This window comes from Streptomyces sp. NPDC005811 (assembly GCF_040630405.1).
In the GTDB taxonomy this organism is placed as follows: Bacteria; Actinomycetota; Actinomycetes; order Streptomycetales; family Streptomycetaceae; genus Streptomyces.
Window position 1 is genome coordinate 228,766 of record NZ_JBEXXK010000004.1, and the last position, 26,524, is coordinate 255,289.

The 26,524-nt window shown below is 72.1% G+C and carries 13 protein-coding genes; 7 read left to right on the forward strand and 6 right to left on the reverse strand.

Annotated features, from left to right (window positions below; all coding sequences use genetic code 11):
• Positions 1 to 19: 19 nt before the first annotated feature.
• Genes ABZ490_RS06170 through ABZ490_RS06185 form a run of 4 tightly spaced genes read left to right on the forward strand, consistent with a single transcriptional unit; the run spans position 20 to position 6,845 of the window.
• Positions 20 to 1,411 (forward strand): hypothetical protein, encoded by a 1,392-nt coding sequence (locus ABZ490_RS06170; RefSeq protein ID WP_358985110.1) that lies wholly within the window; start codon positions 20 to 22, stop codon positions 1,409 to 1,411.
• On the forward strand, positions 1,408 to 2,892 hold the full coding sequence (locus ABZ490_RS06175; RefSeq protein ID WP_358984894.1) for a VWA domain-containing protein: 1,485 nt from the start codon (positions 1,408 to 1,410) through the stop codon (positions 2,890 to 2,892). Before ABZ490_RS06170 ends, ABZ490_RS06175 begins: the two co-directional genes overlap by 4 nt.
• A 30-nt stretch (positions 2,893 to 2,922) precedes the next feature.
• Positions 2,923 to 4,044, forward strand: a complete 1,122-nt coding sequence (locus ABZ490_RS06180; protein WP_358984897.1) for an AAA family ATPase — start codon at positions 2,923 to 2,925, stop codon at positions 4,042 to 4,044.
• Positions 4,041 to 6,845, forward strand: coding sequence for a hypothetical protein (locus tag ABZ490_RS06185; protein ID WP_358984900.1), 2,805 nt, complete (start codon positions 4,041 to 4,043; stop codon positions 6,843 to 6,845). Before ABZ490_RS06180 ends, ABZ490_RS06185 begins: the two co-directional genes overlap by 4 nt.
• Here ABZ490_RS06185 and ABZ490_RS06190 read toward each other — a convergent pair.
• The 3 genes from ABZ490_RS06190 to ABZ490_RS06200 form a co-directional block, all read right to left on the reverse strand.
• Positions 6,838 to 8,250, reverse strand: a complete 1,413-nt coding sequence (locus ABZ490_RS06190) for a hypothetical protein (RefSeq protein WP_358984903.1) — start codon at positions 8,248 to 8,250, stop codon at positions 6,838 to 6,840. The two genes, ABZ490_RS06185 and ABZ490_RS06190, sit on opposite strands and share 8 nt — an antisense overlap.
• A 72-nt stretch (positions 8,251 to 8,322) precedes the next feature.
• Entirely contained in the window at positions 8,323 to 13,470 is a 5,148-nt protein-coding gene (locus ABZ490_RS06195) for a family 43 glycosylhydrolase (RefSeq protein ID WP_358984906.1), read from the reverse strand.
• A gap of 130 nt (positions 13,471 to 13,600) precedes the next feature.
• A complete protein-coding gene (locus ABZ490_RS06200; RefSeq protein WP_358984908.1) occupies positions 13,601 to 14,749 on the reverse strand; it encodes a helix-turn-helix domain-containing protein in 1,149 nt (382 codons plus the stop codon).
• A gap of 229 nt (positions 14,750 to 14,978) precedes the next feature.
• Here ABZ490_RS06200 and ABZ490_RS06205 point away from each other — a divergent pair, with 229 nt between their 5' ends.
• Positions 14,979 to 16,763, forward strand: coding sequence for an FAD-binding dehydrogenase (locus ABZ490_RS06205; protein WP_358984911.1), 1,785 nt, complete (start codon positions 14,979 to 14,981; stop codon positions 16,761 to 16,763).
• Between the two features lie 122 nt (positions 16,764 to 16,885).
• Complete coding sequence (locus ABZ490_RS06210) at positions 16,886 to 20,260, forward strand: pyruvate carboxylase (RefSeq protein WP_358984914.1); 3,375 nt, start codon at positions 16,886 to 16,888, stop codon at positions 20,258 to 20,260.
• Positions 20,261 to 20,280: 20 nt separating this feature from the next.
• Here the strand turns inward: ABZ490_RS06210 and ABZ490_RS06215 are convergent, their stop codons facing one another.
• On the reverse strand, positions 20,281 to 21,252 hold the full coding sequence (locus ABZ490_RS06215) for an STM4015 family protein (RefSeq protein ID WP_358984917.1): 972 nt from the start codon (positions 21,250 to 21,252) through the stop codon (positions 20,281 to 20,283).
• A 206-nt stretch (positions 21,253 to 21,458) separates the two neighbouring features.
• Here ABZ490_RS06215 and ABZ490_RS06220 point away from each other — a divergent pair, with 206 nt between their 5' ends.
• Entirely contained in the window at positions 21,459 to 22,592 is a 1,134-nt protein-coding gene (locus tag ABZ490_RS06220; protein ID WP_358984920.1) for a M23 family metallopeptidase, read from the forward strand.
• A gap of 38 nt (positions 22,593 to 22,630) precedes the next feature.
• Here the strand turns inward: ABZ490_RS06220 and ABZ490_RS06225 are convergent, their stop codons facing one another.
• Both ABZ490_RS06225 and ABZ490_RS06230 read right to left on the reverse strand, forming a co-directional pair.
• Positions 22,631 to 24,664, reverse strand: a complete 2,034-nt coding sequence (locus ABZ490_RS06225; RefSeq protein ID WP_358984923.1) for a serine protease — start codon at positions 24,662 to 24,664, stop codon at positions 22,631 to 22,633.
• 1 nt (position 24,665) lies between these two features.
• Positions 24,666 to 26,519, reverse strand: coding sequence for a peroxidase family protein (locus ABZ490_RS06230; protein WP_358984926.1), 1,854 nt, complete (start codon positions 26,517 to 26,519; stop codon positions 24,666 to 24,668).
• Positions 26,520 to 26,524 lie beyond the last annotated feature (5 nt).

Below are 26,524 nucleotides of genomic sequence, written 5' to 3' on the forward strand. Positions count from 1 at the left end.
GGGGGAGCGCCCGGGCGCGGTGGAGTCCACCGGTGTGCTCGGTGCCCCGGTGGACGGACTGGAGGAGGCTCTGGCCGCGGCCGACGCCCTCGACCGGTGCCTCGTCGCCGGGCTGCTGCGGCCCCGGTCCGACCAGGCCGCCGGACTGGCGGAACTCGCCCGTGCCGTCGCCGGCAGCCCGCTGGCCGCCCGGGTCGCCGAGGCCGTCGAGAAGGCCGCCGCGGGAACCGCGGACGAGGACCACCTCCTCGCCCTGGCCGCCGCCCGCTCGGCCCTCCTCGGCGCCGCCCACGACGCGCTCACCGCCCGCGCCGACACCTCCACCGGCCGCACCCGCGCCGACGACACCCCCGCCGCGGCCGGCGACCCGCAGCAGGCCAACCTGCTCGCCGCCGCCCGGACCTGGCTCGCGGACCTCGCCCGCGCCGGCTGGCAGGGCATCGACCACGAACTCGTCGGCGGCGCCGCCCCGATCGTCTCGGCGATGCTGCCCCGGCCCGAACTGCGCCGGCTCGCCGCCCTGCTCGACGGGTTCGCCGCCGAACTCGCCGCCTCCTGCCCGGGATCCACCCTGGAGCGGATCCCCGCGCGCCGCTGGGGCGACCTCTGGGCGCGCGCCCTGCTGCTCACCCGGCCCGGCGCCGTCGACCGGCCCGCCGCCGGCACCGCCACCGGCCGGCTGCTGCCGCTCGGCACCGACCTGCACGAACACGCGACCGCCGCGCAGGCCCAGGTCCACGCCGTGTTCGAACCCGAGGACGGCACCCCGTCCCGGCTGGTCCGCGCGAGCGTCTCGGTGCCCAAGCCGGACAGCGTGGTCGCGGCCGGCGTCTGGCAGCTGCTGCGCCCGCATCTCTCGCTGCTCGCGGCCCTCGGCGAAGGCCGGGCCGTGCACCTGGACGCCATGCCCCTCACCGAGGAGGGCGACCTCCTCTGGGACGGCACCCGGGTCCGCGCGGGCGAACCGGCGGACCCCTTCGCCACCGCCCGCGTCGCCCTGCCCACGGCCACCGCGGCGGCCACCGCGCCGCTCGACCGGCACCCCGCGCGCCTCGCCGAACCGGTGTTCCTGGAGGGCTACGCCACCCGGTGGGACGGCGACACCCTCGTCCTCACCCACGCGGGCGACGACCTCGTCGTCGACACCGACCGCATCCCGGTCGCGGGCCCGCTGACCCCCGAGGCCGTCGCCGCCTCCGGCGCCTGCATCGGTCTGCTCCGCTGGGACGGCGGCGTCTTCCGGCTCCAACCGCTGGCCGTCGAGACCACCGTGCGCCGCAAGACCGTCGCCCTCCAGGCGGGCGCCTGGGCCGGCGGCACCACCGACAGGACGGGCGTCAAGGCGGAGAAGGCCGCCACCGACGCCGTGACCGTCCTGCGGGAGCGAGCGGGAAGGCTGCTGCGCAAATGACCGAGCCGACCACCGAGCCGACCACCGACCCGACCACCGAGACGCCGGCCAACGGGACGACGGCCGCCGCGGTGCCCGAGCCCGACCCCCACGACAACCGTCGGCAGGTGCTGTACTGGCGGCTCCTCGCCCGTCTCTTCGATCCCGAGGAGCAGGCCGCCCTGGAGTCGGCGAGCCTCGCCGTCGTCGAGGACATCGGCCTCCCGCCCGCCCTGCTGGACCCGCATGCCTCCGTCGACTCGATCGTGCAGCGCCATCCCCATCTGGCGGACGCGTTCGACGGGCTGATGGTGGCCGACGACACCGACACCGACACCGACGGCGACGACCCGCGGGACGGCGCCGCGGAGGTGCGCCGCGCGGCCCTCGTGTCCAAGGTGCTGCTCAACGTGTTCGCCACCGGCAGCGGAGCCGTCAGCGCCGGGCAGCTCGCCCGGTGGCAGTCCGACGCCGGCTGGCTGGAGCGTGCCCTGGGCTGCTCACCCGGCGACCTGCGCGGCGGACGGGGCGCGGGCGGAGGCGCGGGCCGGGGTGTGAGCCCCACCGGGACCGGCGGCCACCGCGCCGCCCCCGACCTCGGCAACCTCATCCCGGCGATCGGACCCGAACTGGGCGCCCTGGAGGGCGACCTCGTCCGCCGTATGAAGCTGCGCGAGGTGCTCGCCGACCCCGCGCTCGCCGCCCGTCTCACCCCGAGCATGTCCCTCATCGAGCAGTTGCTGCGCGACAAGGACAACCTCTCGGGCGTGGCCCTCGCCAACGCCAAGTCGCTGATCCGCCGCTTCGTCGACGAGGTCGCGGAGGTCCTGCGCACCCAGGTCGAGAAGGCCACCGTCGGCGCGATCGACCGCTCGATCCCGCCGAAGCGCGTCTTCCGTAACCTCGACCTCGACCGGACCATCTGGAAGAACCTCACCAACTACAGCCCCGAGGAGGAGCGGCTCTACGTCGACCGCCTCTACTACCGGCACACCGCCCGCAAGACGACACCCCAGCGGCTCATCGTGGTCGTCGACCAGTCGGGCTCGATGGTCGACTCGATGGTCAACTGCACCATCCTGGCGTCGATCTTCGCCGGACTGCCGAGGGTGGACGTCCACCTCGTCGCGTACGACACCCGCGCCGTCGACCTCACCCCCTGGGTGCACGACCCCTTCGAGACCCTGCTGCGCACCCAGCTCGGCGGCGGCACCGACGGCACGGTCGCGATGGCGCTGGCCCAGCCGAAGATCGCCGAGCCGCGCAACACCGTCGTGGTGTGGATCTCCGACTTCTACGAATGGCACCACCAGCCGCTGTTCGACAGCATGGCCGCCCTGCACCGCTCCGGGGTCAGGTTCATCCCCGTCGGCTCGGTGACCAGCTCAGGGCGCGGCAGCGTCAACCCCTGGTTCCGGGAGCGCTTCAAGGACCAGGGCACACCGGTGATCTCCGGCCACATCCGCAAGCTCGTCGACGAACTCAAGACGTTCCTCGCCTAGAACCCCTCACTCTTTTTGAAAGGCACCGTGATGACCGACCTGTTGCGCGCCCCCGCCGAGATCAAGTTCGCCGAGGAACTGGACTGGCTGGAGTCGATCGACGACAACCCCAAGCCGTTCTCCTGGCGGCTGTCGCCGAAGATGATCCGGGTGTTCGTCCTGGGCTCCGAGCGCGCCGACGGCCTCGACCGGGAGATCGACCAGAAGTGGTTCGGCGACCGCAGCTTCGTCGAGCGTTCCATCGTGACCCTCGCCTCCGACCGCGGGCTGCTGCTCATCGGCGACCCCGGCACCGGAAAGAGCTGGCTCGCCGAACTGCTGTCGGCGGCCATCTGCCGCAACTCCACCCAGGTCGTGCAGGGCACGGCGGGTACCACCGAGGATCACATCAAGTACTCGTGGAACGTGTCCATGGTGATCGCCAAGGGCCAGTCGCGCGAGTCGATGATCCCCTCGCCGATCATGACCGCGATGGAGACCGGCACCATCGGCCGTTTCGAGGAACTCACCCGTTCCACCAGCGACGTCCAGGACGCGCTGATCTCGATCCTCTCCGAGAAGTACATCTCCGTCCCCGAACTGGACGGCGCCGGCGGGGAGAACATCGTCTTCGCCAAGCCCGGCTTCTCGATCATCGCCACCGCCAACAGCCGCGACCGGGGGGTGAACGACCTGTCCTCCGCGCTCAAGCGCCGCTTCAACTTCGTCCGCATCCCGGTCGTGACGAACAAGAAGAGCGAGGCGGAGATCGTCCGCTTCCGCACCGAGGAACTGCTGCGCCGCCACCGGATCGAACTCGACGTCCCGCCCACCCTGCTGGACGTGCTCCTCCAGAGCTTCGCCGATCTGCGCGCCTCCGCGGCCGCCGCCGGCAGCGACGACGAGAAGCTGGAGTCCGCGCTCTCCACCGCCGAGCAGATCGGCGTCCTGGAGGACGCCATCCTGCACAGCAACTTCTTCGGCGACCGCGCCCTGACCGCCCGTACCCTCGCCTCCTCGCTCGTCGGCTCCCTCGCCCGGCGCGAGCCGGAGGACCTCGCCATCCTCAACAAGTACCTGCACGGTGTCGTCGAGCCGCGCAGCAAGGAAGAGGGCGGCTCCTGGCCGGAGTTCCTCGAAGGCGGCCGCGACGCGATCGCGACCCTGTCATGAGCGGCGCGGAGACGGCCACCGGCAGCACCTTCGAGGGCCTGCGCGGCCAACTCCACGAAGCCGCCACCGCCTTCGCCGACGGCCCCGGCGCCCTGGAGGGCATCCTGCGGGGCATCGTGGACGACGTCGAGCGCGCGGTGCGCGAACCGCTGGAGATCTTCCCGGTCTGCCACCACTCACCGGCCTCGGCGATCGCCATGGCCCGCCGGCTGCGCGAGAAACAGCCGAAGGTGGTCTACCTGGAGCTGTGCGAGGACATGGCCCCCCTCCTCACCGAGCTGCGCAACTGCCGCCTCCCGGTGGCCGTCCAGGCGTTCGCGTCCGAGGTCGAGGGCTTCCCCGCCGACTGGTCCCCGCTGTCGGTCGTCGCCCCGATCACCGAGGCCTCCGCCGAGTACCAGGCCATCGCCTACGCCCTGGACACCCCCGGCGTCGAACTGGTCCTGGTCGACCGGTCCTCGGACCATGTGTTCCAGTGGGAGCAGGAGACGGAGTCACCGGAAGCAGCCCCGGAAGCGACCCCGGGAGAGCCGGCGGCCGGCGAGGAGAGCGCCCTGCACGGTGACGCCGTCGGCGTGGAGATCGGCGATCTGCGCCCGCGCTTCGCCGAACTGGAGGAACACCTCCTGCGTCACGGCCGGGTCCGCCACTGGTCCGAGTGGTGGCACCAGTACGTCGAACTGCCCCTCGGCGACAGCGACCACGACACCTACCGCCAGGTGATGCTGCTCATCGGCAGCCTCTTCCGCCGTCTCGCCCCGGGGGAGGCGCACAAGGCCCGCGTCGACGAGGACCGCGAGCGGTACATGTGGACGCGGATGCGGGAACACCTCGCCGCCACCGGCACCGACCCCGCCGACTGCCTCTACGTCTGCGGGGCCTTCCACGCCGCGAGCCGCGTCGAGGAGTTCGGCGTGCACGGCAGCGACGCCTTCACCATCGGTCCGCCCAGCGGCACCACCTGGCGGCACGGGCTGATCCCGTCCAGCCACGCCGCGATCGAGGCCCAGTTCGGGCTGGCCGCCGGCTCGGTGTCCATCGCCGCCACGGAATGGGCCAAGAACGTCAAGCGCACCCGGGTGAAGCCCTACCGGCTGGCGGGCCAGGCGGGCACCAAGCCGAAGAAGAGCCTCCCCGCGCCCGCCGCCCCACCGGCCGCCGCCCCGCCCGTGCCCGCCGACCGGCTCACCGGGTTCCTGCGGAGGCCGCCCGTCCTCGACGCCCTCGACGAGGCCGAACTGCTCGGCTGGTCGGTGGAGATCGTGCGCGCCGCCCGCCGCAACGGCTACCTCGCCTCCACCGCCGACGCCATCGCTGTCTTCGAGACGTCGATCCTCCTGGCCGGCATGCGCGACCGCGCCAAGCCGACGCCGTACGACTTCCAGGACGCGGCCGTCACGTGCATCGAGAAGGACCGGGTGCCGGGCCGGCGGGACGTGGGCCGGCTCGTCGAGATCATGATGGGCGGCGACCGCGTCGGCCAGGTCGGCTACGACGCGCTGCCGCCACTGGCCCGGGACGTCCACGACCGGCTCGCCCCGCTGAACCTGAGGCTCCAGCAGCGCGGAGTCCAGCGGGCCCTGCTGGACATCGCCGCCCAGCCCGAACTCGCCCACTGCTCCGACGTGCTGTGGATGCTGCGCCGGCTGCTGCCGCAGGGCGCCGCCCGCCCCATCATGGGCGACCGCAGCCTCGGCGAACGCCCCATCCAGGAGTCCTGGGACCTCGCCCTCGGCACCCATCAGCGCTCGCTCATCGAACTCGGCTACGAGGGCGTCAGCATCGAGCAGGTCCTGGAGCAGCGGCTGCGCCGCACCGCGTACGCCCCGCAGGCCACGGCGGCGACCGTCCTCGCGACGGTCGAGGACGCGATCGTGTACCTGCGCAGCCGACGGCTCGCCGACGAGCTGGGCACGCGCGCGCTGGAGGTCCTCGCGGCCGAGCGCAGCGTCGACGGCGCCCCGGAGGTGCTCGGCCGCGTCCGCCGGCTGCTGGCGTACTACCGCACCGCCGAACCGGTCCTGCCGTCCTGGATCGAGTCGTTCGTCAAGACCGGCTACGCGCACTACTGCACGCTGCTGCCGACCGCGTTCGCCGACGAGGACGCGACCGTCCGTCAGGTCGCCGCGATGCTGGGCTTCCTGTTCAGCATGGAGAACCTCGCCCTCTCCCTGGGCTGCGACCGCACCCAGCTCGAACTGGCCCTGGCCCAGTCCCACCCCGCCGAGCCCGCGCGGACCGCCCTCCTCTGGGCGGCCCAGACCCACCTCGGCACCCTGCCCCGGGCGGCCCTGCGGGAGCGCTGCGACGACCTGCTCGCCAACCCGCTGATCGTCCCGGCCTACCCCCGCTACCTCAGCGGGTTCGTGCACGCCCTCGAACCGGTCCCGGCCCTGGCGGACTTCGTCGTCGAGGCGGTGTCCAACGCCTTCGCGCGCCTGCCCGACCGGGTCCTGCTGCCCTGGCTGCCGACGCTCATCACCACCCTGCGCGCGGGCGGCACCGACCTGGCCCCGCTGATCGTGCGCGAGGCGGGCCGCGTGTTCCCGGCGCGCCTCGCGGAACTGGACAGCTGGGTCCCGCCGTGGCGGCTCCCGGAGGCACCGCCGCTCGCCCTGCCGTCCGCGCCCACCGGCGGCGGCGCGGCACTCCTCGCCGCCCACCCCGCGACCTGCGACGCGCTGGCCGCACTGCTGGGCTGCGAGGGCACCTGGGAGACGGCGGAACCGGCCGGGGCGGAGCTGCTGGCCCGGCATCCGGGGACGGCTCTGGCCCTCGAGACCCTGCTGGCCGTCACCTGACCGGCAGCGCCGCCACCAGCTCGCGGATGGCGTCCACGCCCAGCGCCGGGTTGGCGGCGGCGTGCTGCACCAGCTCCTCGTCGTCGAGCAGTTCGGCCAGCCGGGCCGCCGGAAGCCGAGGATGCCGGGCGAACACGGCCCGCACCCCGGCATCCGGGTCCCGGGTCAGCCGCTCCACGACCTCCGGCGCCGTCCCGGGATCCCGCGCGGCCAGGGCACGGACCGCCGGATCGGCGTGGTCGGCGTACCCGGCCAGCCCGTCGGTCGGAAAGGCCGGCCGGGTGAGGAGGTGCTCGCGTTCCGGGCCCGTGTACTCCAGGAAGCTGCGCAGCAACAGCTCCGCCGGAGCGTCGGGATGGTTCTGGGCCAGCAGGACGCGCACGCCGAGGTCGTCGTCCTCGGCCAGCCGGGCCAGGAGGTCCGGCGGCAGACCGTGTTCCTTCGCCGCCCTACGGCGCAGCATCGGATGACCGGAGAGCGCGTCCTGCCGTACGGCCTCGGGATCGCGGGGCCACAGGGCCTCGGGGTAGAACCCGAAATCGCGGTCCAGGGGCACCTCGTAGTCGATCCCGGCCCGCTCCTCCTCGCTCCACGCCGGATGGACGGACACGGCGAGCCGCACCTTCGGCTCGGGGTCCACGGCGAGGGCCCGGCGCTCGTCCGGGCCCAGGTCCTCGCGGTGGGCGATCCGCTCGCGCACCTCGGGATCGGGATCGGCGGACAGCAGGGCCACGACATCGGCGGGCAGGGACGGGTTGCCCGCGATCATCCGCCGCTCCTGCGGCCTCGCCGGTGGAGTGAGGACACCGTCGACCACCGTCCTGGTGAGGGGCAGATTCACCAGGGTGAAGGTCCGGGCATGGCACGGGTGGTCCGGCAGGTTGTTCTCCACCCACACCGGATCCTCGTACTTCTCGTCCAGGGGGCCGCCCCAGGCACGGACCTTGGGCTCGGGGTGGGTGGGCAGGGCGCGCCGCAACTCGTCGGAGAACTGCATGTAGACGGAGTTGCCCAGCTCTTCGTCGCTGTAGGTGGTGAGTATGCGGACCACCGTTTCGTCCGGCAAGGGCCTGGGCCGGATGAGTCCGGTCGTCCGGGGCCCGCCGGACAGGTGTGCCCGGACGAACCAGTCCTTGTCGTCGACCAGCCGGGCCCGCTGGGCGGGGTCGACGTGGGGGTTGCGGGCGAGGAAGCTACGGGTGTACGCGTCCGGATGGCCGATGACCGCGTCCACGACCGCCTCGGGGAGGTCCCGGTCCCGGCAGAGCACCATCCGTGCCGCGAGCGGGGCGTCCGCGAGCAGCCGGAGCAGGACGTCCTCCGGCGTGGACGGGTTGAGTGCCAGCCCTGCGAGGCGGCGGGTGGGCAGATCGGCCTCGTCCCAGATCTGCTCGGGTGTGGGCATGCTGTCGTCTCCCCCTGGATACAGCGCATGGGCCCCCTGCGTGCGCAGAGGGCCCATGACCTTAACCCGGTGCTAGCGGCGGTGCGTTCCGATCGTCAGGGAGCCGGGCTTCACCCCCGCCCCCGTGTCGACGACCACCGTGCCGTCGGACTTCTTCCAGATCTTGATGGCGAAGGAGTCGGGACCGTCCGTGGCCGTGACCCGGAAGGCATAGCCCTTCTTGCCGGCCACCGTGCCGGAGCCCTCGAGGACCGCCTTCGAGCCGGTGACGACGAGCCAGTCGAGGCCGGTGGAGCGGAACTTCACCCGGGCCGGGCCGGAGACGTAGGTGACCTGACCCAGCGGGGTGGCGGCCTGCGGGAGGTAGCGGGCGGCGACGGTGAAGAAGCCCCGGGTGCCGACGGCGCCCGCGCCCACCACCGGACCGGCCGAGCGGTCGTACACGACGATCTCGGGGAGCGTACGGCCGACCGACGCGCCGTCGTCGTCGGTGACCGTGATCACCGGCCGGCGGAGGCCCGCCGAGGTGTAGGTGTGCTCCGCGATGCAGCCGGACGAGATGATCTTGCCCGCCGCCGGCTTGGTGCCGTCCTTCCAGTCGACGGTGCAGGTGTGGGTGTCGGCGGTGCCCGCGTCGGTGAAGGAGACCGCGACGGAAGTCCGGCGGCCGACCGGGGCCGGAGCCCTCGGACCGGTGGCGGAGGTGAGGACCGGAGCCGCGTTCCCGACCGTCACCACGGCCGTGTCGGTGCTGCGCCCACCGGTCAGGGTGAGGGTGAACGTGCCGTTGTCGGTGCAGGTCACCGTGGTCCGGGCCGCCCCCGCGTCGGCGATCGTGCAGGGCGCGCCCTGTTCGACCGTCCACTTCGGGCCGCCCGCGCCGGAGTGCGTGCCGTTCAGGGCGATCGCGTCGCCCTCCGTGCCGGTGGTGTCGGGGCCGGCGTGCACGACGGCGACCGGGTCGATGCTCGTGAGCGTGGGCACGACCTTCTCGATGAGGCCGTCCGCGTCGAACTCCATCCTGTCGATGGTGGTCTCACGGTGGGTGCCGTCACCGCCGGGGATCGCGAAGCGGTGGTAGGCGATGTACCAGTCGTCCGTGCCCGGGACCTGGACGACCGAGTGGTGGCCGGTGCCCAGGATGCCCTGCGAGGCGTCCTTCTCCAGGATCACGCCCCGCTTGGTCCAGGGGCCGGTGGGGGAGGAGCCGGTGGCGTAGGCGACGCGGTAGTTCTCGTCGCGGGTGTCGTTCTCCGACCACATGAAGTAGTAGGTGCCCTTGCGCTTCACCACGAACGAGCCCTCGTTGTAGCCGCTCGGGGTGATGTCCTTGATCTGCGCGGTGTCGATCGAGGTCATGTCGGCGTTCAGCGGCGCCACGTACGCGTGGCCGTTGCCCCAGTAGAGGTACGACTGACCGTCGTCGTCGGTGAACACGGCCGGGTCGATCATCTGGCCGCTCAGCTGGCCCGCCTTCAGCAGCGGTGCGCCGAGCGCGTCCTTGAAGGGACCCGTGGGCGAGTCGGAGACCGCCACGCCGATGTTCGCGTCGGCGCAGAAGTAGAAGTAGTACTTCCCGTTCTTCTCGGCGATCGTCGGCGCCCAGGCCCTGCTGTCCGCCCAGCTCACGTCCGGCCCCAGGTCGAGGATGACGCCGTGGTCCGTCCAGTGCACCAGGTCGGTCGAGGAGTACGCCTTGAACTGCGTACCGCTCCAGCCGTCGAAGCCGTCGGTCGTCGGGTACAGATAGAAGGTGTCGCCGAAGCGGACGATGTTCGGGTCGGCGTTGAGCCCCGGCAGCACCGGGCTCTTCATCTCGAGCGCCGAGACCGTCCAGGTGCGCTTCTTGCCGTCGGAGCCCGTCACCTCGTACGTCACCGGCTTGGTGAAGTCCTGCACGCTGCCCGAGGCGGGGCTGATCGCCGCGCCGTGGGCGAGGCTGAACTCCGGTGCCAGCGCGGTGAGGTCGGTGCCCTCCTTCAGGGGCAGGGTGATGCGGCTGTCGCCGTTGTCGATGAGCGCGTCGACCTTGAGCGCCGGGTGGGTGGCGCGCGCGATGCCCGTGGTGTTGCCGCTGAGCTCCATCACCTCGGCCGCCGACAGGGCGCGGTCGTAGATCCGGAAGTCGTCGACCTCACCGCCGAAGTACGGGTCGGCCGCGTACAGGGAGCGTCCGATGTAGCCGCTGTAGTCCTTGTCGGCGTCGTACAGCTCGGAGGGCTTGATGCCGACGCCGGTCGCCCGGGCCGCCTCGATGCCGTCCACGTAGAGGACCATCGTGCCGGTCGAGCCGTCCAGGGTGACGGTCACGTGCCGCCACTCGCCGGCGGTGAGCTGCGAGCCCGCCGTCAGCTTCGACTCCGCCGACCAACTGGCCTTGGTGATGGCCGAGTACAGCTTCGAGGAGCCGTTGGAGGGGCTCGCGAAGAGGTACTTGTTGCTGTCCGGGCCCAGTCCGAACAGCCACTGCCAGTTGCTGCCGCCCTTCCACTTGGCGTACGTCGAGACGGTCACGCTGTCGGCGTTCTTCAGCACACCGTTGGGGATCTTCACATACGGCGAGTCGCTCGCGCCGGACATGCTGAACGAGCCGCCGCTCACGCCGGTGCCGAAGGCGGGCGTGCGGACGTAGGTGCCGTGGTAGCCGTGGCCGCTGGAGTCGACGGCGATGTTGCCGGACGTCTCGTCGAAGCCGTAGCGCAGCAGCAGGTCGGCGGGCACGTCGGCGCCCTCCGCGGAGACCGTCACCTCGGCCCGTACGGGGAGCGCGGCGCCGTCGGGCAGGCTGCCCGTCACGGTGAACTCACCGGGCTGCGCGTACGCCGACGCCGGGACGTCGTCCCAGCTCACGGCCACCGGCCGCTCGACCCCGTCGGAGTAGGTGGCGATCACCGTCGCGGGCAGCACCGGCGCCTCGCCGGTCCGCGTCTTCACCGTGACGTCCTCGACACCGGTGACGAGCTGGTCCGGCTGGTAGGCGGTGAGCAGCCGGTCGTACTCGGCCTGGGTGACGGGCAGGACCGTGCCGTGGCGGGGCCGTGAGGGCAGGTCGTAGTCGGCGACCGGCGTCCAGCTGCCGGAGGCGAGGTCGGTGGTCTCGAAGGGGATGTAGCCGCGCCCGCCGAACTCGTCGAGGAAGGCGTACCACTTGTCCTCGGTGTTCGACTTGAACACCAGCGGGCCCTCGGCCGCGTTCATCGCGCCCTTGCCGATGCCCTCGGCGACCGCGTCCCAGGACAGGTTCAGCAGCGAGTCGCTCTTTTCCTCGAAGATGAACTTGCTGTTGGGCGTGGAGGAGGTGTTGTTGCGCTCGTCCTTCGACAGCCGGAAGTAGGTGCCGTCGTGCTGGATGACCGTGGAGTCGATGACGGAGTAACCGCGGTCGATCCAGACCTTGGGCTCGCTGAAGGTGTAGAAGTCGCGGGTGGTGGCGTACATCATCCGGTTGTAGGTGTCGCCGGAGTGCGCCTCGTTGTCGTACAGCTTCGACGCCCAGAAGACGACGTACTCGCCGAGGTCGCTGTCGTAGTACGCCTCGGGAGCCCAGGTGTTGCCGGCGCTGTCGGGGGAGACCTGCACCAGGCGCTGGTTCGTCCAGTGCACCAGGTCGGTGGACTCCCAGACCATGATGGACTTGCTGCCGGTGCGCTGGGCGGCGTCCCAGTCGCCGTTGCCGTAGATCCTGAGGTCGGTGGCGATCTGGTAGAACTTGTCGCCCTCGGGGGAGCGGATGATGAACGGGTCGCGCAGGCCCTGCTCGCCGAGCGTCGAGGTCAGCACGGGCTCGCCGTCGTTCAGCTCACGCCAGTGCAGCGGGTCGTTCCCCTTGCTGAGCGCGGCGTAGAGCTGCTCGCCGTTGGCCGTGCCCTCGCCCGTGAAGTAGCTGAACATGTAGCCCTTGAGGGCTTCCTTCGCGGGGAGTTCGGGGACCTTCGCGGTGAACACCCGGGTCGCCTTCGCGTCGCCCTTGGTGACCGTCGCGGTGAGCTCGACCGTGGTGGCGCCCGCGCCGTGGGCGGGGCGGTGGACCGTGCCGTCGGCCGAGACGACGTCCGGGTCGGCGGAGGACCAGGTGACGGCCGTGCCGTAGGTGCCGGAGGCCGGCAGGGTGAGGTTGCCGCGTACGTCGTCGAGGTTGTGGACGGTCAGCGCCGCGGCGGCCTGTTCGGTCGCGGTCCCGTCGTCGAAGGCCGAGAGCACGGTCACGTCGAAGGTCCTGGTGGCGGTGACCGTGCCCTTCTTCAGGGTCGCGGTGAGCGTGGCGTGGCCGTCGGGCCGGCCCGCGGCGGGACGGGTCACCTTGCCGGTGTCCGTGACGAGGTCGGTGTCGTCGCTGGCCCAGGTGATGGTGGAGCCGCCGGCCGTGCCGGTCTTCGGCAGCGTGAGGTCGGCGGTGACCGCGCTGGTGTCGCCCAGGTCGAGGGCCGCCTTGTCGTCCTCGACGCCCTGGGTGGCGACGGGGAGCGCGAGCTGCTCGACCTCGGACGCGGCCAGGGCGCGGTCGTACACCCGGAAGTCGCGCATGCTGCCCTTGAACAGCTTGTCGCCCGAGTAGACGGACTTGCCGACGTAGTTGGCGGTGGTCGTGCCGGAGCCGATCGCGCCCGGGGTGATGGTCACCGAGGTGTTGCGGGCGACCTCGACGCCGTCCTCGTACAGGACACCCGTGGTGCCCGTCTGGGTGTAGGTGACGTTCTTCCACACCGAGCGGGTGAGGTTGCGGGAGTCGGAGGGCTTGGTGGTCTGTTCCGTCGACCAGTTGCCGGTGGCGATCGAGGTGCGCAGCGAGTTGCCGGTGGCGAAGAGATAGCCGTTGCCGTTGCTGCCGCTGGTGTTGCCGAATCCGTAGAGGAAGTACGGCGTGCTCTGCGCGGCGTCGAGCTTCACGTCGAAGGCGACGCTGATCGACGTCAGGCCCTTCATCACGTCGTTCGGCACCTTGACGTAGGTGTCCGAGCCGTTGAAGCCGAGCCCCTGCCCTGACCAGTCGGCGGTGCCGTTGAGGGTGCCGTCCAGGCCGTGGCCGGAGGCGTCGGGCACGGTCGTGCCGGAGGCGCCGTCGAGCTTGTACCAGAGGGCGAGTCCGTCGGTGAGGTCGTCCGCGGCCTGAGCCGGTGCGGTTGTCGCGGTGAGACCCATGAGGAGCGATACGGCGGTCACGGCGGCCAGTTGGCCCGCCCCGCGTCTCGCACGGAAGCGGAAGCGTTTTCTCTGCGTCATAGGAGACCGCCGTTTCAGCCGTGTGACGTGATGTTGCGAGAGTGTCAAACGGTGTACACGGTCACGTCAAGACTTCTCGAACAATGTCCGACAGGTCGAACAAACTGTCATGGGTCCCAAGCCCCCCTGCTCAGTGCTGTGTTGGCGTCTCCAGCCACGCGGTGAGCGCCCACCACCAGTGCAGGGCGGCGAGCGGGCCGCCGTCGCCGTCGGTGAGGGAGGCGGAGGTGATCTGACGCAACCGGCCGAGGCGGTAGCGGACGGTGTTGGGATGGGTGAACAGGGCCGCCGCGGTCTGGTCGAGCCGGCGTCCGTTGTCCAGGAACGCCAGTGCGGTGAGCGCGAGTTGACGATGGAAGGCGTCCGCCGGATCCAGCTCCCCGAGCAGCCTGCGGCTCAACAGCGCCCCCAGATAGGGCTGTTCGGTCAGCGCGATCCGACCGGCGAAGTCCGTGACGTCGTACAGGCCATGCAGCGACTGCTGCCGGCCGAGGTCCACGGCGCGCACCAACAGCCGGTACACGCCCGGTAGTTCGGGCAGGGTGACGGCGGGCGCGACCACCACGAGCGCCTCCGGCGCGAGCTCCCCGGCCTCGGGCGGACGGGGTCCGAGACCGACCGTGCGGCCGTCGAGCGGCACGGTCGCCCCCTGTGCCGAACGCACGGCGTCGGCGCGCGCGGGCGCCGCGACCAGGCAGTGGTAGCGGCCCTCGGCGTCCGCCCGGATCCCGGCCCGCGCCAACTCCTCCGCGCGCGGGGCGACTTCACCGAGCAGGGCCTGGTGCAGCAGCCGGGTGCGCACGGCCCCCAGCGCGCGCGGCGCGTCGTGCTCGGCGGCCCGGTAGCCGTGGATCACCTGACGTTCCACCGCGGCGCCGTACTCCTGCAGCCGCAGCACCACGGACAGCAGGACCCGGTCCGGCACACCGGCCGAACGGCAGCGGTCCACGACGATCTCGGCCACCCGGGCGAGCGCCGCCTGCACCCCCCGCAGCACCACCGTCATCGGCACGCCCTGCACGGCCCGGTCGGCACCCAGCAACAGGGCGGCGGTGAAGTCCTGTTCGTCGACCGGCCCGGCCTGCTCGGGTGCCGTGAACCAGGGGGCCGCCGCCCGCAGTACCGCCGTCACATGCGACCGGGTCGCCTCCTCCGTGAGCCGGGACAGCTCGGGGGAGCGGCTGCGGGCCGCGCGCGCCAGTTCGCCGTACACGTCCGGATCGTCGGCCATGCCCCGCAGCACCGCCGTGACCGGTTCCGATCCGCGCACGACCGCCATGGTCCCCTCCCCGCCCGGCCGCTGTCTCCGGGCCACAAGCAAGCGGTTGTCGCGTTGGCGCCCACGCACTACCGCACCGCTGTGACGACCTGGTTTCCTGTTGGGCTACCGACGGTAACAGTGCGGCCGCCCCCGGCGCACCCTTTCGCACGCCACCCATGTACCGACCAAGCCTTTCCCAAGCATCCCCCAAGCACCACCCCCAGTGACGCCACCAGGAGGGCCGCTCATGGACACCCCCGAAGCCGCCGGAATCACCCGCCGCCACGCGCTCACCGTGGCCGGCGGGGTCGTCGCGGGCGCGACCCTCGCCGCCCAGGCCTTCCCGGCCTTCGCCGTCGAGTCGCAGGACGCGGACGCCATCGTCGTGGGCCACGGCCTCGCCGGACTGGTCGCCACCGCCGAACTCGCCGCCGCCGGACGCAAGGTGCTCCTGCTCGACCAGGAACCCGAGGCGAGCATCGGCGGCCAGGCCTTCTGGTCCTTCGGCGGACTGTTCTTCGTCAACTCCGACGAACAGCGCCTGATGGGCGTCAAGGACACCTACGACCTGGCCTGGCAGGACTGGCAGGGCACGGCCGGCTTCGACCGGGGCGTCGACGACCCCAAGGGCCAGGACTACTGGGCCTCCCGCTGGGCCAAGGCGTACGTCGAGTTCGCCTCCGGCGAGAAGCGGTCCTGGCTGTCCGGGCTCGGCGTGCAGTGGTTCCCGATCGTCGGCTGGGCCGAGCGCGGCGGCGGCCTCGCCACCGGACACGGCAACTCCGTACCCCGCTTCCACGTCACCTGGGGCACCGGCCCGGCCGTGGTCGAGCCCTTCGAGAAGAAGGTGCGGGCCGCGGTCGACGCGAACAAGGTCACCTTCAAGTTCCGCCACCGCGTCGACGAGATCGTCACCACCGGCGGAGTCGTCACCGGGGTGCGCGGGGCGGTCCTGGAGCCCAGCAGCGCGGCCCGGGGCAAGGCCAGCTCCCGCACGGTCGTCGGCTCCTTCGAACTGCGCGCCCCGGTCGTCGTCGTCACCTCCGGCGGCATCGGCGCCAACCACGACCTGGTCCGCCAGAACTGGCCCGCCCGGATGGGCACCCCGCCGAAGTACATGGTCACCGGCGTCCCCGCGCACGTCGACGGCCGGATGCTCGCCATCACCGAGAAGGCGGGCGGCCGGATCGTCAACCCGGACCGCATGTGGCACTACACCGAGGGCCTCAGGAACTACGAACCCATCTGGCCCGGCCACGGCATCCGGATCCTCCCCGGCCCCTCCTCGATGTGGTTCGACGCGACGGGCAAGCGGTTCAACACGCCCGACATCCCCGGCTACGACACCCTGCACACCCTCAAGACCATCACCGACTCCGGCTACGACTACTCCTGGTTCGTCACCACCCAGAAGATCATCGCCAAGGAGTTCGCGCTCTCCGGTTCCGAACAGAACCCCGACCTCACCAACAAGAACATCTGGCAGCTGCTCACCCGCATCTGGCAGACCCCGGAGCCGATCGAGAAGTTCAAGAACAAGGGCGAGGACTTCGTCGTCGCCACCACCCTCACCGACCTCGTCGCCGGCATGAACAAGCTGACCGGCACCTCACTGATCGACCTCGCCGACCTCAAGCGGCAGATCGAGGCCCGCGACCGGGAGATCGACAACGCGTACACCAAGGACGTCCAGGTCATGGGCATCCGCAACGCGCTGAACTACACCGGTGACAGCCTCAGCCGTACGGCGTCCATCCACCGGATCCTCGACTCCAGCGCCGGACCGCTGATCGCCGTCCGCCTCAACGTCCTGACCCGCAAGACCCTCGGCGGTCTCCAGACCGACCTCTCCGGCCGGGTCCTGGACGCCTCCGGCAACCCCGTGCCCGGTCTCTACGCGGCCGGCGAGGTCGCCGGTTTCGGCGGCGGCGGGGTGCACGGCTACCGCTCCCTGGAGGGCACCTTCCTCGGCGGCTGTCTCTTCTCCGGACGCCAGGCGGGCCGGGCGGCGGCGGCCGCCACCGCGACCTGATCCGCCCTGCGGAACACGTCTCATCGAGCGAGACATGCCGGTGAGTGGCCCGGCTCACATGGTCAAAAAAGTCACTCACCGCCACCATGGGTCCCGTCACCGTCAGGCTGAAGGGGTCCAGGATGTTCCGCAAGGTGCTGGTCGCCAACCGTGGTGAGATCGCGATCCGTGCGTTCCGCGCCGGCTATGAGCTGGGCGCGCGCACGGTCGCCGTCTTCCCGCACGAGGACCGCAACTCACTGCACCGGCTGAAGGCCGACGAAGCCTACGAGATCGGCGAACCCGGTCATCCGGTGCGCGCCTACCTCTCCGTGGAGGAGATCGTCGCCGCCGCCCGCCGGGCGGGCGCCGACGCCGTCTACCCGGGCTACGGGTTCCTCTCCGAGAACCCCGAGCTGGCGCGTGCGTGCGAGGAGGCCGGCATCACGTTCGTGGGCCCGGACGCCCGCACGCTCGAACTGACCGGCAACAAGGCGAGCGCCGTCGCGGCGGCCCGGGAGGCGGGCGTCCCCGTCCTCGGCTCCTCCGCCCCCTCCAACGACGTCGACGAACTCGTCCGGGCCGCCGAGGAGATCGGCTTCCCCGTGTTCGTGAAGGCCGTCGCGGGCGGCGGCGGCCGCGGTATGCGCCGCGTCGAGGACCCGGCCGTGCTGCGCGAGTCCATCGAGGCCGCCTCCCGCGAGGCCGCGTCCGCCTTCGGCGACCCGACCGTCTTCCTGGAGAAGGCCGTCGTCGACCCCCGCCACATCGAGGTGCAGATCCTCGCCGACGGCGAGGGCAACGTCATGCACCTCTTCGAGCGCGACTGCTCCGTCCAGCGCCGGCACCAGAAGGTCATCGAGCTGGCTCCCGCGCCCAACCTGGACCCGGAGCTGCGCGAGCGCATCTGCGCCGACGCCGTCCGCTTCGCCCGCCGGATCGGCTACCGCAACGCGGGCACCGTCGAGTTCCTCCTCGACCGCGACGGCAACCACGTCTTCATCGAGATGAACCCCCGCATCCAGGTCGAGCACACGGTCACCGAGGAGGTCACCGACGTCGACCTCGTCCAGGCCCAGCTGCGCATCGCCTCCGGCGAGACCCTCGCCGACCTCGGCCTCTCCCAGGAGACGGTCACCCTGCGCGGCGCGGCCCTGCAGTGCCGTATCACCACCGAGGACCCCGCCAACGGCTTCCGCCCCGACACCGGACGGATCAGCGCCTACCGCTCCCCGGGCGGCTCCGGCATCCGGCTCGACGGCGGAACCACCCACGCCGGTACGGAGATCAGCGCCCACTTCGACTCCATGCTGGTCAAGCTCACCTGCCGGGGCCGGGACCTCGAGGCGGCCATCCGGCGCGCCCGGCGTGCCGTCGCCGAGTTCCGCATCCGCGGCGTGGCCACCAACATCCCGTTCCTCCAAGCCGTCCTGGACGACACCGACTTCCAGGCCGGGCGGGTCACCACCTCGTTCATCGAGCAGCGCCCGCACCTGCTGACCGCCCGCTCCTCCGCCGACCGCGGCACCAAGCTGCTCACCTACCTCGCCGACGTCACCGTCAACAAGCCGCACGGCGAGCGCCCCGAGCTGATCGAGCCCACCACCAAGCTGCCCCCGCTGCCCGCCGGCGAGCCGCCGGCCGGTTCCCGGCAGCGGCTGGTCCACCTCGGCGCCGAGGGCTTCGCCCGCTGGCTGCGCGAGTCCCCGACCATCGGCGTCACCGACACCACCTTCCGCGACGCCCACCAGTCCCTGCTGGCCACCCGGGTCCGCACCAAGGACCTCCTCGCCTCCGCCCCGCTGGTCGCCCGCACCCTGCCCGACCTGCTCTCCCTGGAGTGCTGGGGCGGCGCCACCTACGACGTGGCCCTGCGCTTCCTCGCCGAGGACCCCTGGGAGCGGCTGGCCGCCCTGCGCGAGGCCGTCCCCAACATCTGCCTCCAGATGCTGCTGCGCGGCCGCAACACCGTCGGCTACACCCCCTACCCGACCGAGGTGACCGACGCCTTCGTGCAGGAGGCCGCCGCCACCGGCATCGACATCTTCCGCATCTTCGACGCCCTCAACGACGTCGGCCAGATGCGCCCCGCCATCGACGCCGTACGCGAGACGGGCACGGCGATCGCCGAGGTGGCCCTCTGCTACACCTCGGACCTGTCCGACCCGAACGAGCGCCTGTACACCCTCGACTACTACCTGCGGCTCGCCGAGCAGATCGTCGAGGCCGGCGCCCACGTCCTGGCCGTCAAGGACATGGCGGGCCTGCTGCGCGCGCCCGCCGCGGCCAAGCTGGTCTCCGCCCTGCGCCGCGAGTTCGACCTGCCGGTCCACCTGCACACCCACGACACCGCCGGCGGTCAGCTCGCCACCTACCTCGCCGCGATCCAGGCGGGCGCGGACGCGGTGGACGGCGCGGTGGCCTCGATGGCCGGGACGACCTCCCAGCCCTCGCTGTCGGCGCTCGTCGCCGCCACCGACCACTCCGAGCGCCCCACCGGCCTGGACCTCCAGGCCGTCGGCGACCTGGAGCCGTACTGGGAGAGCGTCCGCCGCATCTACGCCCCCTTCGAGGCGGGCCTCGCCTCCCCGACCGGGCGCGTCTACCACCACGAGATCCCCGGCGGCCAGCTCTCCAACCTGCGCACCCAGGCCGTCGCGCTCGGCCTCGGCGACCGCTTCGAGGACATCGAGGCGATGTACGCCGCCGCCGACCGCATCCTCGGCCACCTGGTCAAGGTGACCCCCTCCTCCAAGGTGGTCGGCGACCTCGCCCTGCACCTGGTCGGCGCCGGGGTCTCCCCGCAGGACTTCGAGGCGGCCCCCAACCGCTACGACATCCCCGACTCCGTCATCGGCTTCCTCCGCGGCGAGCTGGGCACCCCGCCCGGCGGCTGGCCCGAGCCGTTCCGCAGCAAGGCCCTGGAGGGCCGCGCCGACGCCAAGCCGGTCAACGACCTCACCGCCGAGGACCGCGACGGCCTGGAGAAGTCCCGCCGCGCCACCCTCAACCGGCTGCTGTTCCCCGCCCCCACCCGCGAGTTCGAGGCGCACCGCCAGACCTTCGGCGACACCAGCGTCCTGGACAGCAAGGACTTCTTCTACGGGCTGCGCCCGGGCAAGGAGTACTCCGTCGACCTGGAGCCCGGCGTACGGCTGCTGATCGAGCTGCAGGCCGTGGGCGAGGCCGACGAGCGCGGACTGCGCACGGTGATGTCCAGCCTCAACGGCCAGCTGCGGCCCATCCAGGTCCGCGACCGGGCCGCGGCCTCCGACATCCCGGTGACCGAGAAGGCCGACCGCGCCAACCCCCGCCATGTCGCCGCCCCGTTCGCGGGCGTGGTGACGCTCGCCGTCGCCGAGGGCGACGAGGTCGCGCCCGGTGCCACGGTGGCCACCATCGAGGCGATGAAGATGGAGGCGACGATCACCGCGTCCAAGGGCGGCCGGGTCACCCGGCTCGCCATCAACCGGATCCAGCAGGTGGAGGGCGGCGACCTGCTGGTCGTCGTCGACTGAACGGACGGCCGCCGGTGGGGTCACTCACCGGCGGCCACGTACCGGTCCTCGTCCTCCTCCAGCTCCGGCCTGCCGGACACGTCGACCCGCACCCCGTGCGGCTCGAGCGCCTGCCGCACCCGCTCCGCCATCGCGTCCGACAGATAGTGGTGGTGCAGGTCCAGTTCCTCCAGGTGCGTCAGCGGCTGACCGGTCAGCAGCGCCTCGGCCCCGGCGTCCGTGAGGGTGCCGCGGCCCAGGTGCAGGGCGGTCAGCCGGGCCACCACCGGAGCCGAGGCGACGGCGGCGGCCACCTCGTCCTGGATGTCGGCGTTCTGCAGGCCCAGCCGGCGCAGCGCGGGCAGCCCCGAGCCGTCCAGGATCGGCGCCAGGTCGGCCACGGTGGCGGAACGGCCGTACCACTCCTCGCCCAGCCACACGTCCAGGTGCTCCAGGGCGGGCAGCTCCGAGGCGGCGAGCCCGTGCAGCAGCTCGGCGGGCAGCCCGCCGTTCTCGAACCGCAGGACCCGCAGATGCTCATGGCGCAGCGGACCGAACCGCACTCCCGGCTCGTCCCCGTAGCCTCCGTTCGAGCCACGCACCGCCAGCTCCCGCAGCCGGGGGTAGGCGTCGAGGAACGGGCTGACGTCACCCTGGACCAGCCAGGACAGCTCCGACTCCTCGAAGTTCAGGTCGGCGAGATAGAGGGCCTGGAGACCGGTCAGCCGGTCGGCCGCCCCGGCCAGCAGCCCGGCCGTCTCGGCCGGGTCGCAGCCGTCCGGCTCGCCGCCGAAGGCACCTCCGCCGAGGACCAGGGCGCGTACCTCGGCCGGGTCCACCGTGTCGAGGAAGCGTTCCAGGTGCTCGTCGAAGTCCTCCTCGTCCACGCTGAGCCCGCTGGAGAGCTTCCAGGCGACCGAACCGGCCGCCGGCAAGGGCGCTCCCGCGGCCTGGGGCTGCGGGAACAGCTGGACCGGCAGACCGTGCAGTTCCTTGATGTGGGGGAGGGACAACGCGGGTTCCTTCCGAGCGGCGACGACGGCCGGCCCCGGGGCCCCGGCCAGTGCGCCGCTCTTTCTACCAGTGCCCCCCGACACCCCCCGCCGGGCAGGGCTGCCCCCGCGGGCAGCGGTTCTGCCCTCGCGTCCGGTGACACCGGACCGGCCACGGGCTACCGTCCGCCCGTGAACAACTGCACACTCCCCGCGGAGCTCCCCGCGTGAGCGAAGAGCACGCCGTCGACACCCCGGTGCGGGAGACCGAGCCCGCAACCCCGGAGCAGGTCCCGCCCCCCAAGCCCCGCCGACGCGGTCCCGGCCCCGTCGTCTTCCTGGTCCTTCCCGGACTGCTCACCCTCTCCGCCGTCGCCGGAGTCCTGGCCCTGACCGGCGGACTCCCCGACGACTGGACCCCGGGCGGCGGTACCCAGCAGGACGCGGTGGCCGGCGTCAACGACACCTACGGCCCCTGGCTGCGCAAGGCCGCGGAGGCCTGCACCGTCGTCACGCCGTCCGTGCTCGCCGCCCAGATCGACCAGCTCACCGGCTGGGACAACGCCACGGCCGGCGCCTCCGCCGGTGCCTCCACCGGGCAGGGCATCGCGGGCTTCACCGACGCCCAGTGGCGCACCTGGGGCAAGGACGACGACGGCAACGGCACGTCCTCGCCCGGCGATCCGGCCGACGCGATCATGGCGCTCGGCCGCCAGGACTGCTCCCTCGCCCGAAAGGTCACCGACCTGAGAACCGACGGAACCGTCAACGGGGACCTGGTAGACCTCACCCTCGCCGCCTACGCCGTCGGCACGGACGCCGTGAAGAAGGCGGGACGCGTGCCCTCCGACGCGACGACCTACCTCGGCGAGGTCAAGGCCCTGTTCGCGAAGTACGCCGAGTTCGACCGCGAGGACCCGAGCGGCGGCGGCGCGGCGGGCGCCCAGGCCGGCGCCCTCCTCGCCCCGCCCGTCACCACCCTCACCATCACCTCCCCCTACGGCTCCCGCAAACACCCCCTCACCGGTGTCACCAAGCTCCACACCGGCGTGGACTTCGGCGCACCCCAGGGCGCCCAGGTCTCCGCGGCCCGCGCGGGCACGGTCGTCTTCGCGGCCATGACCAAGGCCTACGGCAACCGGGTCGTCGTCGACCACGGCACCATCGAGGGCAAGCGGCTCCAGACGACGTACAGCCATCTCTCCCGGATCGACGTCACCGCGGGCCAGGCCGTGCAGACCGGCACCCCGGTCGGACGGGTCGGCTCCACCGGCCTGTCCACCGGCCCGCATCTGCACTTCGAGGTGATCTACGACGGCTACTACACCGACCCTCAGCCCTGGCTCGCGCCCTCCGGCTGACGGGGCGTCGGCCGGAGGGCGGGCGGAGGGCGGCCGGTTCAGGCCGTGAGACGGCTGCCGATCGACCGGGCCACCTCGGTGTGGGAGAGGTATTCCACGATGCTGTGGGCCCGGTCGCGGGCGTTGAGGACGGCGAGGTCGACGAGGCCGTCGGCCCAGTCGTCGCCCAGGGGGCAGCCGATGGCCACCGCGTCCGTCGGACACCAGGCGTTGAGCCAGTCCGCCACCTTGTCCGGACGCTTGGGCCCGCCGACCAGCAGCCGGCTGTACACGCTGTCCAGCCCGAGGGGGCTGCCCGCGGTGGTCAGATGCACGACGTTCACGCCCGGGGACAGCCGGGTGATCAGATCGAGGGCCACGACCGTGCCGAGGCTGTGGCTGACGAGGACCACGTCTCCCGAGTCCGGCACCGTCTGCAGCACGCAGTTCAGGACCTCGTCCCGGACGGGCCGGTCGGCGTCGAGATACGCGGCCACGTCACGGAAGACGAGGGCGATGGCCCAGGCGTCGAGGTCGCTCCTGGCGGCCAGCCAGCTCAGCCGCCGGTGCAGGGCGCCGACGACGTCCCCGAGGCCGATGCGCTCGGTGGCCAGCTGGTGCTCCTGCGGCATGTCCCACTTGGCGGCCGCCTCGCCGAGCAACTCCTCGTACACCGCGCGGGCGGACGGCGAGGAGGGGGCGACCACCTCGGCCGCCGTGGCGCTCGGCGCCTCGATGGTGTGGGGCACCGCCTCGTGCGTGGTGAGGGACTGTACGAGGGTGTCGCCGTAGTAGGGGAACCAGATGTCCTCCGGGTCGACGGGCGAGAGTCCGGCCCGTACAAGCCCCTGGTTGAGACCTGCCGCCCATTCCCGGCGGACCTTTTCGGGGTCCTTCTTCTCCTGGGAACGGCCGTGCAGGAAGACCAGATGCCGGTTGCCGCCGAAGGCCCCCGCCCGGGCGCGCAGGCCCGTGAGCACCGGAGTCCGCTCGGCGACGGGAGGCGGCGGCGTGACCGAGGGGGTCACCGTGGGAGCGGCGGGGGCCGCGGCCTGCGCCTGGACCAGACCCGACTCGGGGCCCATCTCCTCCAGCGGCGACGGCCGCGCGGTACGCGGCAGCGCGGCGAGATGCCGCAGGACGGAACCGATGCGGACGCCTTCGTTGGCCACCCAGTCGATGGCGTCGTCGCCGTCCCCCGGCCGCCACACCTGACCGTCCGTGCGGAGCACCCGGCCCTGCTCGTCCTTTCGGGGCACCCCGCTGTGGTGCAGCGCGACGACCTCCCACTGGTCGTTGAAGACCGGGGAACCCGAGTTTCCCGGCTCGGTGTCCGTCTTGTAGTGGAGGAAGTCGTCCAGACGCACCTGGAGCGTGTTGTCGCGTACGGCGATCTCCTTCAGCCGCCCCATCGGGTGGCCCACGACATTGACGGGTTCGCCGATCACCAGCTTTCCCGGCTGGGCGCTCAGCCGGTTCCAGCCGAACGTCTCCCCGGGCGGCCGTCCGTCCGGGCCCGGGACGAGCAGCACCAGGGCGTAGTCGAGGCGTTCGTCCGCCGCGAAGAACCCGTCGGGGTCGAGGGCCAGCCGGATCGGTGCCTGCGGTGCGTTCTCGATGCTGACCTGGGCGTCGAACTCCACGAAGCACTGCCGGGCGGTGTCCGCGTCGGGCAGGACGTGATGGTTGGTCATCAGCAGCCGCGGCGACACCAGGAAGCCGGTGCCGAGCGGAAGCTCGCGCCCGTTCTCCCGCACCGAGATCCGGGCCACCGTCCGCGCCGCCCGGGCGCCGCGCGGCAGGAAGCTCCAGGCCTGCAGCTCCGTGGAGACCCCGAGGATGCGTTCGTACGCCGCGCCCGCGGCCAGCGGTTCGGCGCGGACGGCCTCCACCGCCAGCGCGGGGGACACCGCGTTCCGGTCGAGCAGCCGGGCCGCGCGGGCCGCCAGCGCCTGTTCGGAGTCGGGGAAGGTGACACCGGCGTCCTGCTGCCGCTCGACGTCCCGTCGTTCCCGCGTGGTCTCGTCGTACCGCGCGGCGGCCGCCTCGGTCTGGCGCCGGCGCTCCTCGCGGGTCCTGTCCGCCGTATCCATGTCAGTCCACCGTCCTTCCAGCGGTTCGCCACGGCTCGAAGGCGTTCTTCAGCCCCGCCAGAGCCGTGCGCAGCTCGGGGTGGTGGCGCAGCAGGACCGTGCCCATGCTGTTGTCGTCGATCCAGGCCATGCCGGCCCGCGAGTACACCTCGGGCGTGTAGTACTCGGTGAAGAAGCGGTCGCTGTTCAGGCGGCGCGAGGCCATCAGGATGAAGATGCGGAACGCCGTGTCGCTGAAGGCGAAACCGGCCGGCAGCTTCTCCGCGTACAGCCCGACCATGAGGTCGACCTTCTCGATGTCGCCGTCGTAGACCCGCTCGATCTGCCGTGCCCACTCCTCGTCGTGCGTCAGCTCCGCGAACGAGCCGGCCGGCTTCAGACGCAGCAGCCGCCGGAACGCGTTGTAGCGGGGGACGCCCAGCTCGCGGGAGCGCAGGATGTCGGTGGCCGCGAGATCCTGGAGATGGCCGTCCGGGCGTTCGAACTCCTGGAGGAACCTGGGGAAGTTGTGCAGGGTGACCAGCCCGGGGTGCAGGGTGCCGAAGCTGTAGAGCAGATCCGCCATCCCGGTGGTCTCCAGGACCTTCAGGGCCCCGGGCCCCGAGATGTCCCGCAGGGTGCAGTGGCGCAGCGACCCGTCGTCGGCGGCGGAGCGCAGATGCCACTCGTCCCGGATCAGCGGATGCATGCGGTACACCGCGACGAACTCCTCCGTGAGGGAGTACGGGACGCCGTAGTGGTCCGTCTCTCCGCCCGGGATGCCGCTGATCACCTCGCTGTCGCTGATCCGGCCGAACAGCCGGTGGACGCGCTCGCCCGCGATGCCCCACCAGTTGGCCCGCAGGGCCGTCACGGTCGTGGGGTGGCTGATCACGGCCGGCGTCCACTCCACGGTGTGGATCTTGGCCAGCAGCGCGGCGTTGACCAGCCTGGCCCGCTGGAACAGCTCCTCGTCGCCCCACGAGGGGTACGCCCCGTGGAGGTGGTCGCAGATCGCGTTGTGCTCCCGGGTGAACAGGTCGTGCATCATCGCCAGACCCAGCCAGAAGCCGGGCACGCGCGACGGATCGCGGGAGGGGTCCGAGGGGATCGGGGACTGCTCGTCGTCCCACAGGTGCAGCCTGCCCAGCTCGCCGGTGCGCATCAGCCGCTGTTCCGCCTCGTTCGTGCCGTAGATCTGCGAGGCGTCCCACCAGTGCGAGGAGACGTTCACCCGGGTGTCGGGCGTCCCGGCGGGCGCCGACGGGTCACGGGTCGGGTCGTCGGGGGTCCGCATGATCCGCATGGGCTGTTCCGGCCAGGGGTCGTCGTCCATGAGGGGCACTTCCCAGGGCCGGTCCTCGGGGCTCGTCCCGTGGCTGAACCAGTCGCGGACCATGAACTGCAGCCAGGCGGCGACCAGCGAGTTCACCGACTCGGCCGGCGTCAGCGCCTCCCGGGTGAGCAGGGCGCGGCTGACCTCGCGCGGACTCGGCTCGGCGAGGACGTCCTCGGGGGCGGCCGGGGCGATGCGGTCCAGCGGGATGTTCCGGCCGAAGCGGGTGCCCGCCATGCCCATCGTGGGCTCGTCGAGGTCGTTGTGGCTGCCGTCCGCGGTCCGGTTCACCCGGTGCAGCTCGGAAGGGGGCGCGGGATCGGGCTGGTTCACGGAGGGGATCGCGCCGGTGTCGTGGAGATTCTTCTGCCGGAGCCTGACGCGCAGTCCGAGGAGGGTCAGCAGACCGGCCGGCACGGGCAGTTTGTCCCAGCCGATGCGCCGGTCGACGTACTCCGCGCCGGCGGTGATGATCCGCCAGGGCAGCGAGGCGCGGTATCCGGTGGTGGACCGTGGTGCGGGGGGTCGGTGCTTGGTCATCGCGG

What these genes read in the sequence shown, in the direction of transcription:
- ABZ490_RS06175 (WP_358984894.1), top strand. Translation starts at nt 1,408, where the DNA reads ATGACCGAGCCGACCACCGAGCCGACCACCGACCCGACCACCGAGACG.
- ABZ490_RS06180 (WP_358984897.1), top strand. Translation starts at nt 2,923, where the DNA reads ATGACCGACCTGTTGCGCGCCCCCGCCGAGATCAAGTTCGCCGAGGAA.
- ABZ490_RS06185 (WP_358984900.1), top strand. Translation starts at nt 4,041, where the DNA reads ATGAGCGGCGCGGAGACGGCCACCGGCAGCACCTTCGAGGGCCTGCGC.
- ABZ490_RS06190 (WP_358984903.1), bottom strand. Translation starts at nt 8,250, where the DNA reads ATGCCCACACCCGAGCAGATCTGGGACGAGGCCGATCTGCCCACCCGC.
- ABZ490_RS06195 (WP_358984906.1), bottom strand. Translation starts at nt 13,470, where the DNA reads ATGACGCAGAGAAAACGCTTCCGCTTCCGTGCGAGACGCGGGGCGGGC.
- ABZ490_RS06200 (WP_358984908.1), bottom strand. Translation starts at nt 14,749, where the DNA reads ATGGCGGTCGTGCGCGGATCGGAACCGGTCACGGCGGTGCTGCGGGGC.
- ABZ490_RS06205 (WP_358984911.1), top strand. Translation starts at nt 14,979, where the DNA reads ATGGACACCCCCGAAGCCGCCGGAATCACCCGCCGCCACGCGCTCACC.
- ABZ490_RS06210 (WP_358984914.1), top strand. Translation starts at nt 16,886, where the DNA reads ATGTTCCGCAAGGTGCTGGTCGCCAACCGTGGTGAGATCGCGATCCGT.
- ABZ490_RS06225 (WP_358984923.1), bottom strand. Translation starts at nt 24,664, where the DNA reads ATGGATACGGCGGACAGGACCCGCGAGGAGCGCCGGCGCCAGACCGAG.
- ABZ490_RS06230 (WP_358984926.1), bottom strand. Translation starts at nt 26,519, where the DNA reads ATGACCAAGCACCGACCCCCCGCACCACGGTCCACCACCGGATACCGC.